General features: G+C 68.8%; 12 protein-coding genes. 9 read left to right on the top strand and 3 right to left on the bottom strand.

From position 1 onward, the window contains the following. Positions 1-32: 32 nt before the first annotated feature. The 3 genes from smeC to smeA are packed head-to-tail and all read right to left on the bottom strand — an operon-like array spanning position 33 to position 5,803. Complete coding sequence (gene smeC, locus N440_RS17195) at positions 33-1,448, bottom strand: multidrug efflux transporter outer membrane subunit SmeC (protein WP_133935850.1); 1,416 nt, start codon at positions 1,446-1,448, stop codon at positions 33-35. Then, positions 1,445-4,594 carry a multidrug efflux RND transporter permease subunit SmeB gene (smeB, locus tag N440_RS17200; protein WP_133935851.1) on the bottom strand — a complete coding sequence of 1,050 codons (3,150 nt, stop codon included), beginning with the start codon at positions 4,592-4,594 and terminating at the stop codon, positions 1,445-1,447. Before smeB ends, smeC begins: the two co-directional genes overlap by 4 nt. 12 nt (positions 4,595-4,606) lie before the next feature. After that, a complete protein-coding gene (gene smeA / locus N440_RS17205) occupies positions 4,607-5,803 on the bottom strand; it encodes a multidrug efflux RND transporter periplasmic adaptor subunit SmeA (RefSeq protein ID WP_133935852.1) in 1,197 nt (398 codons plus the stop codon). A 117-nt stretch (positions 5,804-5,920) separates the two neighbouring features. On the opposite strand from smeA, the gene baeS reads away from it, so the two are divergent. The 9 genes from baeS (at position 5,921) to N440_RS17250 (ending at position 15,589) form a co-directional block, all read left to right on the top strand. Further along, a complete protein-coding gene (baeS, locus tag N440_RS17210; protein ID WP_133935853.1) occupies positions 5,921-7,324 on the top strand; it encodes a sensor histidine kinase efflux regulator BaeS in 1,404 nt (467 codons plus the stop codon). Further along, the gene (locus tag N440_RS17215) at positions 7,321-8,025 is read left to right on the top strand and encodes a response regulator (RefSeq protein ID WP_133935854.1); all 705 of its coding nucleotides are present in this window, start codon (positions 7,321-7,323) and stop codon (positions 8,023-8,025) included. Before baeS ends, N440_RS17215 begins: the two co-directional genes overlap by 4 nt. 157 nt (positions 8,026-8,182) lie before the next feature. Beyond that, the gene (locus tag N440_RS17220) at positions 8,183-8,713 is read left to right on the top strand and encodes a gamma carbonic anhydrase family protein (protein ID WP_006475442.1); all 531 of its coding nucleotides are present in this window, start codon (positions 8,183-8,185) and stop codon (positions 8,711-8,713) included. Between the two features lie 123 nt (positions 8,714-8,836). Beyond that, positions 8,837-9,526, top strand: coding sequence for an RDD family protein (locus N440_RS17225; RefSeq protein ID WP_133935855.1), 690 nt, complete (start codon positions 8,837-8,839; stop codon positions 9,524-9,526). Further along, positions 9,523-10,515, top strand: a complete 993-nt coding sequence (locus tag N440_RS17230; protein ID WP_133935856.1) for a stage II sporulation protein M — start codon at positions 9,523-9,525, stop codon at positions 10,513-10,515. The genes N440_RS17225 and N440_RS17230 overlap by 4 nt, the downstream gene beginning before the upstream one ends. Continuing rightward, a complete protein-coding gene (locus tag N440_RS17235) occupies positions 10,505-12,130 on the top strand; it encodes a DUF4129 domain-containing protein (RefSeq protein WP_133935857.1) in 1,626 nt (541 codons plus the stop codon). The genes N440_RS17230 and N440_RS17235 overlap by 11 nt, the downstream gene beginning before the upstream one ends. Next, the gene (locus N440_RS17240) at positions 12,127-13,311 is read left to right on the top strand and encodes a DUF4350 domain-containing protein (RefSeq protein WP_133935858.1); all 1,185 of its coding nucleotides are present in this window, start codon (positions 12,127-12,129) and stop codon (positions 13,309-13,311) included. Before N440_RS17235 ends, N440_RS17240 begins: the two co-directional genes overlap by 4 nt. Continuing rightward, on the top strand, positions 13,308-14,294 hold the full coding sequence (locus N440_RS17245) for a MoxR family ATPase (RefSeq protein ID WP_005411535.1): 987 nt from the start codon (positions 13,308-13,310) through the stop codon (positions 14,292-14,294). Before N440_RS17240 ends, N440_RS17245 begins: the two co-directional genes overlap by 4 nt. Continuing rightward, entirely contained in the window at positions 14,291-15,589 is a 1,299-nt protein-coding gene (locus tag N440_RS17250; protein ID WP_133935859.1) for a DUF58 domain-containing protein, read from the top strand. Before N440_RS17245 ends, N440_RS17250 begins: the two co-directional genes overlap by 4 nt. The last annotated feature ends 31 nt before the right edge of the window (positions 15,590-15,620 follow it).

Raw genomic sequence — 15,620 nt, forward strand, 5'->3', positions numbered from 1 at the left:
GAGCGGAGGACGCACACACCCGCGCAAGCGTGTTACCGCGCGTCGGCGCCCCCGCCCAGCACCTTGAACAACGTCACCCGGTTGCCCGCCTCCTGCTGCTGCAGGGCAATCAGGTCCTGCTGCGCGGCATACAGGCCGCGCTGCGCATCCAGCGCCTGCAGATAGCCGTCCAGCCCGGTGCGGTAGCGCGCGTCGGCCAGCGTGTAGCTGCGCTGGCTGGCAGCCACCAGCGCACGCTGCGCGTCCATCTGCGCGGTCAGGTGATCACGTGTGGCCAGCGCATCGGCCACTTCGCTGAAGGCCTGCTGGATCGCTTTCTCGTACTGCGCGATGCCGATGTCCTTGCCGATCTTCGAGGCATCCAGCGACGCCTTCAGCGCACCGGCGTGGAAAATCGGTGCGGTGATGCTGGGTGCGAATGACCAGCCGCGGGTGCCGGCCGAGAACAGCGTCGACAACGCGGTGGAGCTGTGGCCGTAGTTGGCGGTCAGGGTCAGCGTCGGGAAGAACGCAGCGCGCGCCGCTCCGATATCAGCATTGGCCGCCTGCAGCGCGTGTTCGGCGGAGAGCACGTCCGGGCGCTGCAGCAGCACGCTCGACGGCAGGTTGGCCGGCAACGGTGCCAGTGCCACGCTACCGTCAAGCGCCTGCGCGGTCGGCAGCAGGGCCGGATCCAGCGGCGACCCCACCAACAGCTGCAATGCATCGCGATCCTGCGCCTGCTGGGTCTGCAACCTGGCGAGCGCGCCGCGCGCAGCCTCCACGCTGGTCTGCACCTGCGACAGGTCCAGGCCCGAGGCCAGGCCCTGCGCATGACGGGCCTCGGTGCGCTGCAGGGTCTGCTGCTGGCTGTCCAGGGTCTGTTGCGTGAATGCCAGCGACTGCCCATCGGCGGCCAGTGCCAGCCAGGCCGTTGCCACTTCGGCCACCAGGCTGGTGCGCGCTGCACGCTGGTTCTCGGCGCTGGCCAGCCAGTTCTGCAGCGCCTCGTTGTTCAGGCTGCGGATGCGCCCGAACAGGTCCAGCTCCCAGCTGCTGATGCCGACCTGCACGGCATCGGCTTCGGTTATCTGGGTGGCCCCGGTCTCACTGTTGGCATCGCTCACGCGCGAGCGGGTGACGCTGCCACTGGCGTCCACCGAGGGCAGCCATGCCGCACGCTGGATACGGTACTGCGCCCGTTCCTTCTCGACCTGCAGCACCGCCACGCGCAGGTCGCGGTTGTTCTGCAATGCCAGCGCGATCACCTGCTGCAGGCGCGGTTCGAGGAACACCTCACGCCAGGCCGGCATCGCCAACGCCGAATCGGTCTCGCCCGTTGCAGCATTGCCGAACTGCGCCGGCACCGGCGCCTCGGGGCGCTGATAGCGCGGCGCCATGCTCACGCAACCGCCCAGTACGGTGGTCATGGTGGCGGCCGCCAGGGCGCGCAGCAGCATCGGCTTCATGGGCTTGCCTCCGGGGCAGTGGCGTCGGCCGGCGCGCGGCCCGGGAACAGGCGGCGCACCAGCAGGTAGAACAACGGCACGAAGAACATGCCCAGCACCATCGAAGCGACCGTACCGCCGGCCACGCCGGTACCCAGCGAACGGCGCGCGGCCGAACCGGCACCGGTGGCGAACACCAGCGGCAGCACGCCCATCAGGAACGCCAGCGAAGTCATCACGATCGGGCGCAGCCGCAGGTAGACCGCCTGCAGGATCGCCTCGCGGGTACTCTTGCCCTGCTGTTCGAGGATGCGCGCGAACTCGACGATCAGGATGCCGTTCTTCGCCGCCAACCCAATCGTGGTCAGCAGGCCGACCTGGAAGTACACGTCGTTGTTGAGGCCGCGCAGGTTCATCATCAGTACCGCACCGAACACGCCCACCGGCACCGCCAGCATCACCGCGAACGGCACCGCCCAGCTTTCATACAGCGCGGCCAGGCACAGGAACACGAACAGCAGCGAGATGGCGTACAGCATCGGCGCCTGGTTGCCCGACAGCTGTTCCTGGTAGGCCATGTCCGACCAGGCGTGGCTGAAGCCCTCCGGCAAGGTATCGGCCAGGCGCGCGATCTCGGCCATCGCCTCGCCGGAGCTGACACCCGGCGCCGGCTGGCCGGTGATTTCCATCGCCGACACACCGTTGTAGCGCTGCAGCGCAGCCGGTGCGCTGGTCCAGTGCGTGCTGATCAGCGACGACAGCGGCACCATCTGCCCGGCCTGGTTGCGCACGCTCCAGCGCTCGATGTCCTGCGGCTGCATGCGTGCTTCGGCCGTGCCCTGGATGAACACCTTCTTGATGCGGCCCTTGTAGATGAAGTTGTTGACGAAATCGCCGCCCAGCGCCGCGTTCAAGGTGTCATTGACGTCCTGCGGATTCACGCCCATGGCCTGTGCCTTGGCGTCGTCCACCTTGACCGCGTACACCGGCGCGTCTTCCAGGCTGGCGTAGCGCACGTTGACCAGCTTCGGATCCTTGGCGGCCTCCTTCAGCAGCGTGTTGCGTGCGGCCACGGCGGCGGCATGGCCGGCACCGCCTTCGTCCTGCAGTTCCAGGGTGAAGCCGCCGGCATCGCCGAGGCCGAGGATGGCCGGTGGCGAAGTGATGAACACCTGCGCGTCGGGCACGCTGGCCATCGCCCGGGTCAGCCGCGCGGCGATGGTATCGGCATCGTCCTTGCGGTCGTCCCAGTCCTTCAGTCGGATGAAGGCCTGGCCGACGTTCTGGCCGCTGCCGGTGACGCTGAAGCCGGCGGTGGCCTGGATCGACAGCACGCTGTCGTCCTTCACCGCGGCGGCACTGAGGCGATCCATCACCGCACGGGTCTGCTCCAGGGTGGAGCCGGCCGGCAGCTTCACCAGTGCGTTGAGCATGCCCTGGTCCTCATCGGGCAGGAATGCGCCGGGCAGGTGCCACAGCAGCAGGCCGGTGACCACGCTCAGCACCAGGTAGAACAGCACGCCCAGCGTGCGCCGGCCAAGAAAACCATCCACACGACGGCGCAGCCCATTCGACGTGCGCTCGAAACGATGATTGAACCAGATGAAGAACTTGCCCAGCAGGCTCGGTTCGCCGCCGTGGTCGCCGTGCGGATGCCCGCCCTTGGGAATCTGGTGCAGGATGCTGCCGCACAGCGCCGGGGTGATGGTCATTGCCACCAGCACCGACAGGATCATCGCGGCAGCGATCGTGACCGAGAACTGGCGATAGATCACCCCGGTGACACCGCTGAAGAACGCCATCGGCAGGAACACCGCGGTCAACACCAGCACGATGCCGACCAGCGCGCCGGTGATCTGGTCCATGGCCTTCAGCGTGGCCGGCTTCGGCGCCAGCCCTTCGAAGGTCATCACCCGCTCCACGTTCTCCACCACCACGATGGCATCGTCCACCAGCAGGCCGATGGCCAGCACCAGCGCGAACATGGTCAGGGTGTTGATCGAATAGCCGAACGCGGCCAGCACACCGAACGTACCCAGCAGCACCACCGGCACCGCGATGGTCGGGATCAGCGTGGCCCGCCAGTTCTGCAGGAACAGGTACATCACCAGCACCACCAGGATGATCGCCTCGATCAGGGTGATCACCACTTCCTTCAGCGAGATGGTCACGAACGGGGTGGTGGTGAAGGCCACGTGGGCGGTGTAGCCATGCGGCCAGTACTTCTGCAGCTGCTGAAGCCGTGCATCGATGGCCTTGGACACGGCGATGGCATTGGCACCGGCATTGAGCTCGATGCCCAGCGAGGCCGACGGCTTGCCGTTGAAGGTACTGATGCTGTCGTAGCTCTCCGGCCCCAGGCCGATCGTTGCCACGTCGCCCAGGTGCACGACGCTGCCGTTGGCATCGGCCTTGAGCACCACCTGCGCGAACTGCTCGGGGGTGTGCAGGCGGCTGCGCGCGGTCACGGTCGCGTCCAGCTGCTGGCCCTTCAGTGCCGGCTGGCCACCCAACTCACCGGCCGACACGTCGGTGTTCTGCGCCTGCAGTGCGGTCTCGACATCCGACGGCATCAGCGCGTACTGGCGCATCTTTTCCGGGTCCAGCCAGATACGCATGGCGTATTCCTGGCCGATCGGCTGGATGTTGCCGACGCCACTGACGCGGCTGATCTGGTCATCGATGCGCGCTTCCATGAAGTTGGCGACATCGAAGTTGTCCATGCTGCCATCTTCGCTGGTGAACGACAGCACCTCGAAGATCGAACCACTGGACTTGGTGATGGTCAGGCCGTTCTGCTGCACTGCCTGCGGCAGCGTGGCCATCGCGGCCTGCAGCTGGTTCTGCACCTGCACCTGCGCCGTATCCGGATTGGTGCCGGTGGCGAACACCAGGTTGACCTGCGCCGAGCCGTCGGAGGCGCTGGTGGAGGTCATGTACATCAGGTGGTCCAGGCTCTGCTGGGACTGCTCGATGACCTGGGTGACCGCGTTTTCCACGGTCTGCGACGAGGCGCCGGTGTAGGTGGCGCGGATGGTGATGGTGGGCGGGGCGATCTGCGGGTAGCGGTCCACCGGCAGGATCAGGATCGCAAGCAGGCCGAGCAGGCTGACCGCGATGGCGATCACCCAGGCGAAGATCGGCCGGTCGATGAAGAAACGAACCATGCGCGGCAGGCCTCAGTGCGACTTTTCGTCGGTGTTGCCGTTCGGGTCGATCGCCGGCATTGCTGCCAGCTGCGCGGTGGTGACCGCCACCGCCTTCACCTGCTGGCCCAGCGCTACCGCGCTGCCGTTGCTTACGATCACCCGTTCGCCGGCCTTCAGGCCCTGCGTGATCTGCCACTGGTTGCCCACCACCTGGCCGGTGCTGATCCGGCGCTCGATGACGTGGTCCTTGGCGTCGAGCAGGCGCAGCAGCGGCTCACCGCGCTCATTGCGCACCACCGCCTTCTGCGGCACCAGCAGCGCGCGCGCATCGGTGGCCATCGGCAGCACCGCCTTCAGGTACATGCCCGGCAGCAGCAGTCCGTCCGGGTTCGGAATGACCGCGCGCAGCACCACGTTGCCGGTACCCGGATCGACCGCGCTGCCGACGAATTCCAGCGTGCCTTCATGGGCATAGGTGCTGCCATCCTCCAGCACGACCTTCACCTGTGCCTTGCCATCAATGGCCTTCACCAGGCCGGCATCGAGCTGCTTGCGCAGCGCCAGCATCTGCGTGCTGGACTGGGTGACATCCAGGTACACCGGGTCCAGCCGCTGGATGGTGGTCAGCGCGGCGTCCTGGCCGGCGGCGACCAACGCACCGGCAGTGACGCTGGAGGTGCCGATACGGCCGTCGATCGGTGCGGTCACCCGCGTGTAGTCAAGGTTGATGCGGGCGGCCTGCAGCGCAGCGCGCGCAGCGATCACATTGGCCTGCGCCTGCTTCAATGCCGAGGTCGCATCATCGGCGTCCTGCTTGCTGGCCGCGTCCATGCTCACCAGCGCGCGGGTGCGCTCGGCCTTCGGTTGCGCCGACAGCACGGTGGCCTCGGCCTGGGCCAGCTGGCCACGGGCGGTGTCGAAGGCCGCCTGGTACGGCGCCGGGTCGACCTGGTACAGCAGCTGGCCGGCCTTGACCTGCTGTCCTTCGGTGAACAGCCGCTGGCGGATCAGTCCACCGATCTGCGGCCGCACCTCGGACACTTCGAACGGCACTGCGCGGCCGGGCAGGGTCTGCTGCAGCGCCAGCGGCTGTGCGCTGGCGGTGATGATGCCCACTTCAGGCGTGGCCGGCGCTTCGGTCCTGCCGGCGGAACAGGCTGCCAGGGCCAGCAACAGCGGCAGCAACAGGGGATGGGAAGAACGGGACAGCGGGCGCAGGAGTGACATGGGGGGCGTGGGAGCCTTGCGTTGACCCGGGCACGCTGCCGTGGAACTGTGCAGAGAATATGGAGATTGTGCGACCGGCTCAGCTGGCGCTTGCTTTCGGCGCCGCATGCGCCGCTAATGGCCCCCGCGATGGCGAAGATTCGACTCAAATTCGGCCTGACCGCGAAGACCTTCCTCGCGATCTTCACTGCCTGCCTGCTGGTGCTGGCAGTGAACGGCATTGCCAGCCGCGTGGCGTTCCAGACCGGGTTCCTGGACTACCTCAACGACCAGGGCGACCTGCGCATGCAGCGCCTGATGCCGCACCTGCAGCGCGAATTCCGCGAGCACGGCGGCTGGGGCCACCTGCGCGGTGACAGTGATCGCTGGGCGCGGATGCTGCGCCCGGACCTGGCGCACGGGCATGAAGGGCCGGTGCCACCGCTGTCCGACCAGACCGGCGTTCCGTCGCGGCTGGGCCTGTTCGATGCACAGCACCGCTACGTGGCAGGCAATCCCGACGCGACCAGCGATGACGAGCCGCACGCGGTGCAGGTGGACGGGCACACGGTGGGCTGGCTGGGCATGGTGCCGTTCCAGACCGTCATCGCCACCAACGACCTGAACTTCTACAACACCCAGATGCGCGCCTGGTGGGTGATTGGCATCTCGCTGCTGCTGGTGACGGTGCTGCTGGCCTGGCTGGTGTCACGCGCGCTGCGCCAGCGCCTGGCCAAGCTCGCGGCGGCCACCCACCGGCTCGCCGCCGGCGACTACGCCACCCGCATCGAGCGCACCAGCGATGACGAGCTGGACGCACTGGTCAACGACTTCAACCGGATGGCGCAGGCGCTGGACGATACCGAGCGCAACCGCCGTGCCTTCATCGCCGACATCTCGCACGAACTACGCACGCCGTTGGCGGTGGTGCGTGCCGAACTGGAGGCGATCGAGGACGGCATCCGCCCGCTGGACCGCGCCAATCTTGGTGCCCTGCAGGGCGAGATCCGCCAGCTGGGCAAGCTGATCGACGACCTGCACGATCTGTCGATGACCCAGTCCGGCGGCTTGGCGTACCGTTTCGCCCCGCTGGACCTGGTGGCCCTGCTGCGCAGCGAGCTCAATGGCATGCGCGTGCGCTTCTCCGCAGCGGGGCTGGCACTGGAAGAAGCGCTGCCCGCCACACCGCTGCAGATATCCGGTGACGAGCGACGCCTGCAGCAGGTGCTGGCCAACCTGCTGGAGAACGCGCTGCGCTACACCCATGCCGGCGGCCGCGTACTCGTGCAGGCCGCACGGGTGCCTGCCGGCGTACAGCTGATCGTGGAAGACACCGCACCGGGCGTGCCGGCGGAAAAATGTGCGCTGCTGTTCGAGCGCTTCTACCGGGTGGAAAGCTCGCGCAATCGTGCCAGCGGTGGCAGCGGACTGGGCCTGGCCATCAGCCACAACATCGTTCTTGCCCACCACGGCCAGATCCACGCCGAGCCCTCGCCGCTGGGTGGGCTGCGCGTGGTCATCACCCTGCCGGAGCCTGCATGAGCACCTCCCCCGCCAGCACATCGCCCGCCGCACCGGCGAAGATTCTCATCGTTGAGGACGAACCGCGCCTGGCCGCCGTGCTGCGCGACTACCTGGCCGCAGCCGGCATGGTCAGCGAGTGGGTGGATGATGGCGGCCAGGTGATCGACGCCTTCGCACGCTACCAGCCTGATCTGGTGCTGCTGGACCTGATGCTGCCGCAGCGCGATGGCGTGGACCTGTGCCGCGAGCTGCGCGCCAGCAGCGACGTGCCGGTGATCATGGTCACCGCGCGGGTGGAAGAGATCGACCGCCTGCTGGGGCTGGAGATCGGTGCCGACGACTACATCTGCAAGCCGTTCAGTCCGCGCGAAGTGGTGGCGCGGGTGGTGGCGGTGCTGCGCCGCTACAGGCCGGACCCGGCCGCGCGCGCCAGCAGCGGCCTGCACATCGACGAACCGGCCGCGCGTGCCACCTGGAACGGCAAGGGCCTGGACCTGACCCCGGTGGAATACCGCCTGCTGCGCACCCTGCTGGCCACGCCCGGCCGGATCTGGGCACGCGATGAACTGCTTGATCGCCTCTATCTGGACCACCGCGTGGTGGTCGACCGCACCGTCGACAGCCATGTGCGCAACCTGCGCCGCAAGCTCGCCGACGCCGGCATGGACGGCGAACCAATCCGTTCGGTCTACGGGATGGGTTACAGCTACGAACCCTAGCAAACGGGTAGTGCCGGCCGCTGGCCGGCAACCACGGAAATCCAGGTGCGCCCATGAGGTTGCCGGCCAGCGGCCGGCACTACCCCGCGGCAGGCACGCGGCGTGCGGACCACGCAGGTATCATCGTCGCGAATGCCCTGATTTTCCGGAGACACCGATGAACCCGCTGCGCCCCTTCCGCGACAAGATGCCCGTCCTCGGCGAGCGCGTGTACATCGATCCGGCCTGCACCGTCATCGGTGACGTCGAACTGGCCGACGACGTGTCGATCTGGCCGGGCACGGTCATCCGTGGCGACGTCAACTACGTGCGCATCGGCGCGCGCACCAACGTGCAGGACGGCACCATCATCCACGTCAGCCACCACAGCCCGTACAACAAGGCCGGCTACCCGACGCTGATCGGCGAGGGCGTCACCGTCGGCCATGGCTGCATCATCCATGCCTGCACGATCGGTGATTACAGCCTGATCGGCATGGGCGCCTGCATCCTCGACGGAGCCCGGGTGGAGCGCCACGGCTTCGTCGGTGCCGGTGCCGTGATCGGGCCAGGCAAGGTGGTCGGCGAGGGCGAACTGTGGGTCGGCAACCCGGCGCGGCCGGCGCGCACGCTGAGCGACAAGGAGATCGAGTCGCTGCACTACTCGGCCGACCACTACGTGCGGCTGAAGGACGAATACCTGGGCTGAGCGGCCAACGCCGCCATGCGGCTCTGCTAAAGTCTGGGCCCGACCAGGATCTGTCGAGACCCCCATGCCTGTGGCTGCCTGCCGGAGAGGACTCCGGCGCCCACATCGAAGGCCTTCGCACTGATGGCCGCACCGATGCTCGACACCTACCGCGAGGTGGTGACGCCGGAGGGCGTGCTGATGCAGTTGCCGGCGGCCGGGCCGCTGCCGCGGGCCATGGCCTGGCTGGTCGATCTCGGCGTGCGCATCGCCGTGCTGGTGCTGATGTCGATTCCGCTGGCGCTGCTGGACACGTTCGGTTCCGGCCTCTACCTGGTGCTGATGTTCCTGGTCTACTGGGCTTACCCGATCGTCTGCGAGGCGCTGTGGGGCCGCACCCTCGGCAAGCGCGCGCTGGGCCTGCGCGTGCTGTCCCGCGATGGCGCACCGGTGGGCTGGATGGCATCGATCACCCGCAACCTGCTGCGTACCGTGGACATGCTGCCGTTCGGCTATGCAGTGGGCCTGGTCAGCAGCCTGTTCGACCCCCATGGCCGCCGCCTCGGCGACCTGGTCGCCGGCACGGTGGTGGTGCATGCGCCCGCGCTGTACCTGCCGCCGCCGCCGACCATCGACAGCGTGCTGGCCCCGCCGCAGCCGCTGCGCCCGGATGAACAGGCCGCATTGATGGCCTTCGCCGAACGCGCGCCGCGGCTGTCGGCGGCGCGCCAGCAGGAACTGGCCGGAATCGCCGAGCCGCTGACCGGCGCTCAGGGCCAGATCGGCGTGCTGCGCCTGTATGCCATGGCCAACTGGCTGCTGGGGCGGCGATGAAGCAGGAACAGTTCGTCGCCCGCTACCAGCAGGAGTGGCAGGACCTGGAGCAGTGGCTGCTGCTGCGTGCCGGTGCCTCGCGCCGCGCCCGCCGCAAGGCCAGTGGGCTGGCACTGGACGACACCGCCTTCCCGCAGCGCTACCGGCGCCTGTGCCAGCAGCTGGCGCTGGCCCGCGAACGCGGCTACAGCCCACAGCTGGTGCAGCGCCTGCAGCAGCTGATGCAGCAGGGCCACAGTGTGCTGTACCGCACGCGGCCAACGCGCTGGCGCGCCGCGCTGGAGTTCCTGGTGGCCGACTTCCCGCTGCTGGTCCGCAGCCAGGCACGCAGCATGTGGGTGGCGCTGGCGATGTTCGCGCTGCCGGCACTGGCCTGTTTCGTGCTGGCCCAGGTCCATCCGGACCTGATCCACATGCTGATGGACAACCGCCAGATCGCCGCGATGGAGCGCATGTACGACCCCGCCGCCGAGCGCCTGGGCCGCGACAGCGGTACCGACTGGATGATGTTCGGCCACTACGTCATGAACAACATCAGCATCGCCCTGCGCACCTTCGCCAGTGGCCTGCTGGCCGGGCTGGGCACGCTGCTGGTGCTGTCCTTCAATGGTGTCACCATCGGTGCGGTGGCGGGCCACCTGCAGCACATCGGCTACGGCGGCCCGTTCTGGCGGTTCGTGGCCGGGCATGGCGCGTTCGAGCTGACCGCGATCGTGATCGCCGGTGGCGCCGGGCTGCAGCTGGGCATGAAGCTGCTGGCACCCGGCCGGCGCAGCCGGCTGGATGCGCTGGTCGACGGTGGCCGCATCGGGGCACGGCTGTGCCTCGGCGTAGTCTTCATGCTGCTGGTCGCCGCCTTCATCGAAGCGTTCTGGTCATCGATCGCTGAAGTGCCGGCGTGGGGCAAGTTCAGCGTGGCCGGCGTGCTGTGGACGGGCGTACTGCTGTGGCTGTGGCGTGGCGGACGCGGAGCCGGCGATGCGCATTGACCACCTGGACGTGGTGCTGCGCGCACGCAGCAGCTGGGAAGCCATGGAGCTGGGCAGCGCCCTCGCCCGACGCCACGCGCGTGCGGTGTGGGGCAGCTGGCTGCTGGCCAGCGTGCCGCTGTTCGTGGTCTTCAACGCGCTGGGCTGGTGGCTGGATGCGTTCGGCTGGGCCTGGCTGGCGATGTGGTGGTGCAAGCCGCTGTTCGAACGCGCGCCGTTGTACGTGCTGTCACGCGGCATCTTTGGAGAGCCGGTGGGCACGCTGGCGGCGCTGCGCGCGCAGCGCCACTGGGGCGGTACCGGCTTCTGGGGCTACCTGGGCTGGCGCCGCTTCAGCGTGCTGCGCAGCCTGTGCCTGCCGGTGAACCTGCTGGAAGGCAACGCACCGGACCAGCGCGGCCCACGCCGCCGTGCGGTCGCGGCCGGCGCCGCAGGTGCAGCGACGGTGCTGACGGTGACCTGCCTGGCATTCGAAGCGGTGCTGGTGTCCGGTGCGATCGGTGCGGTGTTCATGTTCATGCCGCTGGACCTGATGTCCGAATCGTGGCGTGCGGCCTGGGACATGATCGGCCGGGACACGCCGGCATGGGCACGCTTCGGCTTCAACCTGGCGTGCTGGCTGGCCTCGGTGCTGGTCGGGCCGTTCTTCGTCGGTGCCGGCTTCGGCCTGTACTTGAACCGGCGCACGCAGATGGAAGCCTGGGATGTGGAAATCGCCCTGCGCCGCCTGCGTGATCGACTGCTGCCGGCGGCGTCGACGCTGGCCCTGCTGCTGTGCCTGGCGCTGCCACTGGCCTGCGCACCGGTGCACGCGCAGGACGCGCAGGACGCGCAGTCGATCACCGACGACGCCGACAATGCCGGCGAGGACGAAGACAGCGCGGAGGAACCGGCCACCGCCGCAAACGACCCGGCCAACACGCCGGCGATGATCTTCGGCGACACACCGGTGGATACCGCCGGTTTCCGCCAGGCGGTGAACCGTGCCTACGAAGACCCACTGCAGCACCCGACCCGACAGGTCACGCACTGGAAGCCGATCGAGCAGGCCGAGGAAAAGAAGAAGGAAGACAAGCCGCTGCAAGGCGACAGCGGCAACAAGGCCGAGCGCAAGGCACGCAAGGACGGCATCGCCTGGCTGGCGCGACTGGCCGAGTGGGGCCTGTGGGGCCTTCTGGGCGTCCTGCTGCTCGTGCTGTTGCTGACTGCGCGGATGTGGCTGCCCTGGCTGCGTGGCAGTAGCCGGCGCAAGGCCGGTACCGCGCCGCCGGTGGTTGAAGAGGCGGTGGAACTGCCCGCGGTGCTGCCGCCGGACGTGGCCACCCAGGCCGGCCTGCTATGGGACCAGGGCCGGCCACGGCAGGCGCTGGCCCTGCTCTACCGCGCCAGCGTACGCACCGTTGGCGAGCGCAGCGGCATCGCGCTGCCCCCCGGCGCCACCGAGGCGCAGTGCCTGCGTGCCTCACGGCGCATGCCGGAGGCCGCCGACCGTGACCTGTTCGCGCGCATCGTGCGCATGTGGCAGTACGCCGCCTATGGTGGCCGCCTGCCCAGCCGCAGCGACTTCGACGCGCTGGCCGACACGCTGCGCCAGCAGTACGGATGGCAGGCATGAGCCCGCGCCTGTTCTGGTCGTTGCTGCTGGGCCTGCTGGTGCTGATCGGCGTGCCACTGACGATCCTCTACCTGCGCACGCACGAACGGGTGACCGAGACGCTCACCCTGCCGCCGCAGGGCGAGGCCAGTTACAACCCGCTGTACGTGCTCGGCCAGGCCCTGCGCGCCGACGGCATCGAGGTGCATTCACGACCACGGCTGGACCTGCAGCAGATGACGCTGGGGCCGCACGACACGGTGGTGTTGCTGCAGGACAGCAGCGAACTGCCGGCACCGAGCGTGAAACCGCTGCTGGACTGGGTCGACCGGGGCGGGCATCTGCTGGTGCGCACACCGCCCCCGGCGGAGGACGATGCCGGCAGCACGCAGGGACCCTTGCTGGACCAGTTGGGAGTGGACAGCCTGTTCCAGCGCAGCGACTGCCAGCCGTTCCATATCGACGACGACAGCGGTCACAGCGAGTTCTGTGGAGGCCGCCGCTTCACGCTCGGGTTTGCCGCGCGCACACAGGCCGAACGCCGCTGGGGCGGTGACCGCGACCTGGTGTTCGCGCGCCTGCGCCATGGCCAGGGCAAGGTGAGCGTACTGGCCGACATGGAGTTCATGCGTGGCGATGTCGACACACCCGCCGCACGGCTGGGCGCCGCTGCGGGCAGGCCCAGCGATGGCCTGCACGATCCGGCCCACCGCGACCTGACCCGCTATCTGCTCGATCCGAACTACGGCAGGGGTGCGGTCTGGCTGGTCTACGCCGGACGCCCGCCGTCGCTGTGGGCGCGCCTGTTCTACCACGGCTGGCCGCTGTGGGTGCCGCTGCTGCTGGCCCTGCTGGGTTGGCTGTGGGGCCGCTCGCAGCGCTTCGGCAGCCTGCAGCCGTCGCCGCTGCTGGAACGCCGCTCGCTGCTGGAGCATGTGCGTGCCAGCGGCGAACTGCTGCTGCGCTTCGGCCACGGCGCGCGCCTGTACGACGCCGTGCTTGCCCTGTTCCTGCACCGCCTGCGCCTGCGCGCGCCGGTCGCCGCCGCACTCGACGGCGCACCGCGCGAGCAGGCCATCGCCGAGCTGCTGAAGTGGCCGCAGGGCCGCGTTGCCAGCGCGCTCACACCCCCTCCGCCACACGATTCCTCCGCCCTGCGCGAGCGCATCCGCTTGCTGCTCCAGATGAGATCCCTGCTATGACCGAAGTGCCCGAGCTGCCGGCGGCCGCCAACGCCCGCCTGATCGAACGCGTCGACGCCATCCGCGATGCCGTTGGCCATGCCTTCATCGGCCAGGCCGATGTGCTGGATCAGATCCTGGTGGCGCTGCTGGCCGGTGGCCACGTGCTGATCGAGGGCGTCCCCGGGCTGGGCAAGACCCTGCTGGTGCGTGCGCTGGCACAGGCCCTGGAACTGGATTACGGCCGCGTACAGTTCACCCCCGACCTGATGCCCAGCGACGTCAGCGGCCACGCGGTGTACGACCCGAAGAGCGAGAGCTTCAAGATCCGCCGCGGCCCGGTGTTCACCAACCTGCTGCTGGCCGATGAGATCAACCGCGCACCGGCCAAGACCCAGTCGGCGCTGCTGGAAGTGATGCAGGAAGGCCAGGTGACCATCGAAGGCAAGGCGTTCACCCTGGCGCCGCCGTTCATGGCGTTGGCCACGCAGAACCCGCTGGAGCAGGAAGGGACCTATCCGCTGCCGGAAGCACAGCTGGACCGCTTCCTGTTGAAGGTGCTGATCGACTACCCGCAGCTGGAAGACGAGAAGCGCATGGTGACTGCGATCACCAGCGGCCGCGCCGCCAGCGATTTCGACCTGAGCCAGGTGCCACGCGTACTTGGTGCCGGCGAGTTGCTGGAACTGCAGCGCGCCACTGCCGCGATCACCGTCGATGATGAAGTGATCGATTATGCGGTGCGGATCGTGGCGGCCACCCGGCAGTGGCCGGGGATCGCCGTCGGTGCCGGGCCGCGCGGCAGCATCGCACTGGTGCGTGCGTCTCGCGCGCAGGCGGTGCTGGCCGGTCGTGATTTCGTCACGCCGGATGATGTGCGCGACATTGCTCGCCCGGCGCTGCGACACCGCATCGCGCTGGCCCCGGAACTGCAGATCGAAGGCCAGGACGCCGACGATGTGCTGGGTGCACTGCTGGCCAAGGTGGAAGCACCGCGCCGATGAGGCCGTCCCCACTGCTGCTGGTGCTGCTGCTGGCCTGGGCCGTGCTGGGCGGCCTGGTGCTGGGCGGCCTGCTGCCGCGCGGGGGCTGGGCGCTGGCCGCACTGGCCATCGCCCTGCCGGCGCTGTGGGACCTGTGGCGGCAGGCGCGACGACCTTCGCCGCAGGTGCAGCGCGAGCTGCCCGAGGCGCTGGCGCTGGGCGTACGTCGCGGCGCCGCACTGCGGTTGCAGGCGGACGCATCGATGACGGTGCAGGTGTTCGACCTGGTGCCCGGTGGCTGGCCGCTGGAATCGTTGCCACAGCGTGTGCAGCTGCGGGCCGGCAGCGCCTCCACCCTGCACTACCACCTGCAACCGCTGCAGCGCGGGCTCTTCCGCTTCGAAGGCGTGCACCTGCGCATGCGCTCGCCCTGGCGGCTGTGGTGGCAGCAGCGCACGCTGCCGCCCGCGCTGGACGTGCGCGTCTATCCGAACTTCGTGCCGCTCACCCGCTTCGCCCTGTTCAGTGCCGACCAGGCCTCGCGGCTGGTCGGTGCGCACGTCAAACGCCGCCGCGGTGAAGGCACCGACTTCCACCAGATGCGCGAGTACCGCGTCGGTGACAGCCTGCGCCAGCTCGACTGGAAGGCCACCGCGCGTGCGCGCAAGTTGATCTCGCGCGAATACCAGGACGAGAAAAACCAGCAGCTGCTGCTGATGCTCGACAGTGGCCGACGGATGCTGGCCAGCGAAGGCGGGCTCTCGCACTTCGACCATGCATTGAACGCCTCGCTGGTGGTGGCCTACCTGGCCCTGCGCCAGGGCGATGCCGCCGGCCTGTTCGCCGCCGGTGGCGAGCGCCGCTGGGTGGCGCCGCAGCGCGGCATGGGCACGGTCGAGCATCTGCTGCGCGCCAGCTACGACCTGCAACCGCGCGCGGTAGCCACCGACTACCTGGCCGCCGCCACCGAAGTGTCACTGCGACAGCGTCGGCGCGCCCTGGTGATGCTGGTCAGCAACGTGCGCGACGAGGACATCGAGGACCTGCTGGCAGCCGTTCGCCTGCTGCAGCAACGCCACCTGGTGTGCGTGGCCAGCCTGCGCGAGCGCGAGCTGGACGTTGCGCTGGAGGACGAGGTGCAGACGCTGGAGGATGCCGCCCAGGCGGGTGCCGCTGCGTTGTACCTGCAGCAGCGCGCGAAGGCACACGAAGCGCTGCGCAGCGAGAAGGTGATGGTGCTGGACGTGACCGCCGACGCGCTGCCCGCTGCGCTGGTGGAGCGCTACCTGGCAGTGAAGCGCGAAGGGTTGCTCTGATGCCAATGACGGTTGGAGGCCAGCGACGGAC

This window comes from Stenotrophomonas sp. CC22-02 (genome assembly GCF_004365115.1).
GTDB classification, from domain to species: Bacteria; Pseudomonadota; Gammaproteobacteria; order Xanthomonadales; family Xanthomonadaceae; genus Stenotrophomonas; species Stenotrophomonas forensis.

Excerpts from the sequence above, each read along its gene's own strand:
- smeC (WP_133935850.1), bottom strand. The coding sequence starts at position 1,448 with ATGAAGCCGATGCTGCTGCGCGCCCTGGCGGCCGCCACCATGACCACC.
- smeB (WP_133935851.1), bottom strand. The coding sequence starts at position 4,594 with ATGGTTCGTTTCTTCATCGACCGGCCGATCTTCGCCTGGGTGATCGCC.
- smeA (WP_133935852.1), bottom strand. The coding sequence starts at position 5,803 with ATGTCACTCCTGCGCCCGCTGTCCCGTTCTTCCCATCCCCTGTTGCTG.
- baeS (WP_133935853.1), top strand. The coding sequence starts at position 5,921 with ATGGCCCCCGCGATGGCGAAGATTCGACTCAAATTCGGCCTGACCGCG.
- N440_RS17215 (WP_133935854.1), top strand. The coding sequence starts at position 7,321 with ATGAGCACCTCCCCCGCCAGCACATCGCCCGCCGCACCGGCGAAGATT.
- N440_RS17220 (WP_006475442.1), top strand. The coding sequence starts at position 8,183 with ATGAACCCGCTGCGCCCCTTCCGCGACAAGATGCCCGTCCTCGGCGAG.
- N440_RS17225 (WP_133935855.1), top strand. The coding sequence starts at position 8,837 with ATGGCCGCACCGATGCTCGACACCTACCGCGAGGTGGTGACGCCGGAG.
- N440_RS17230 (WP_133935856.1), top strand. The coding sequence starts at position 9,523 with ATGAAGCAGGAACAGTTCGTCGCCCGCTACCAGCAGGAGTGGCAGGAC.
- N440_RS17235 (WP_133935857.1), top strand. The coding sequence starts at position 10,505 with ATGCGCATTGACCACCTGGACGTGGTGCTGCGCGCACGCAGCAGCTGG.
- N440_RS17240 (WP_133935858.1), top strand. The coding sequence starts at position 12,127 with ATGAGCCCGCGCCTGTTCTGGTCGTTGCTGCTGGGCCTGCTGGTGCTG.
- N440_RS17245 (WP_005411535.1), top strand. The coding sequence starts at position 13,308 with ATGACCGAAGTGCCCGAGCTGCCGGCGGCCGCCAACGCCCGCCTGATC.
- N440_RS17250 (WP_133935859.1), top strand. The coding sequence starts at position 14,291 with ATGAGGCCGTCCCCACTGCTGCTGGTGCTGCTGCTGGCCTGGGCCGTG.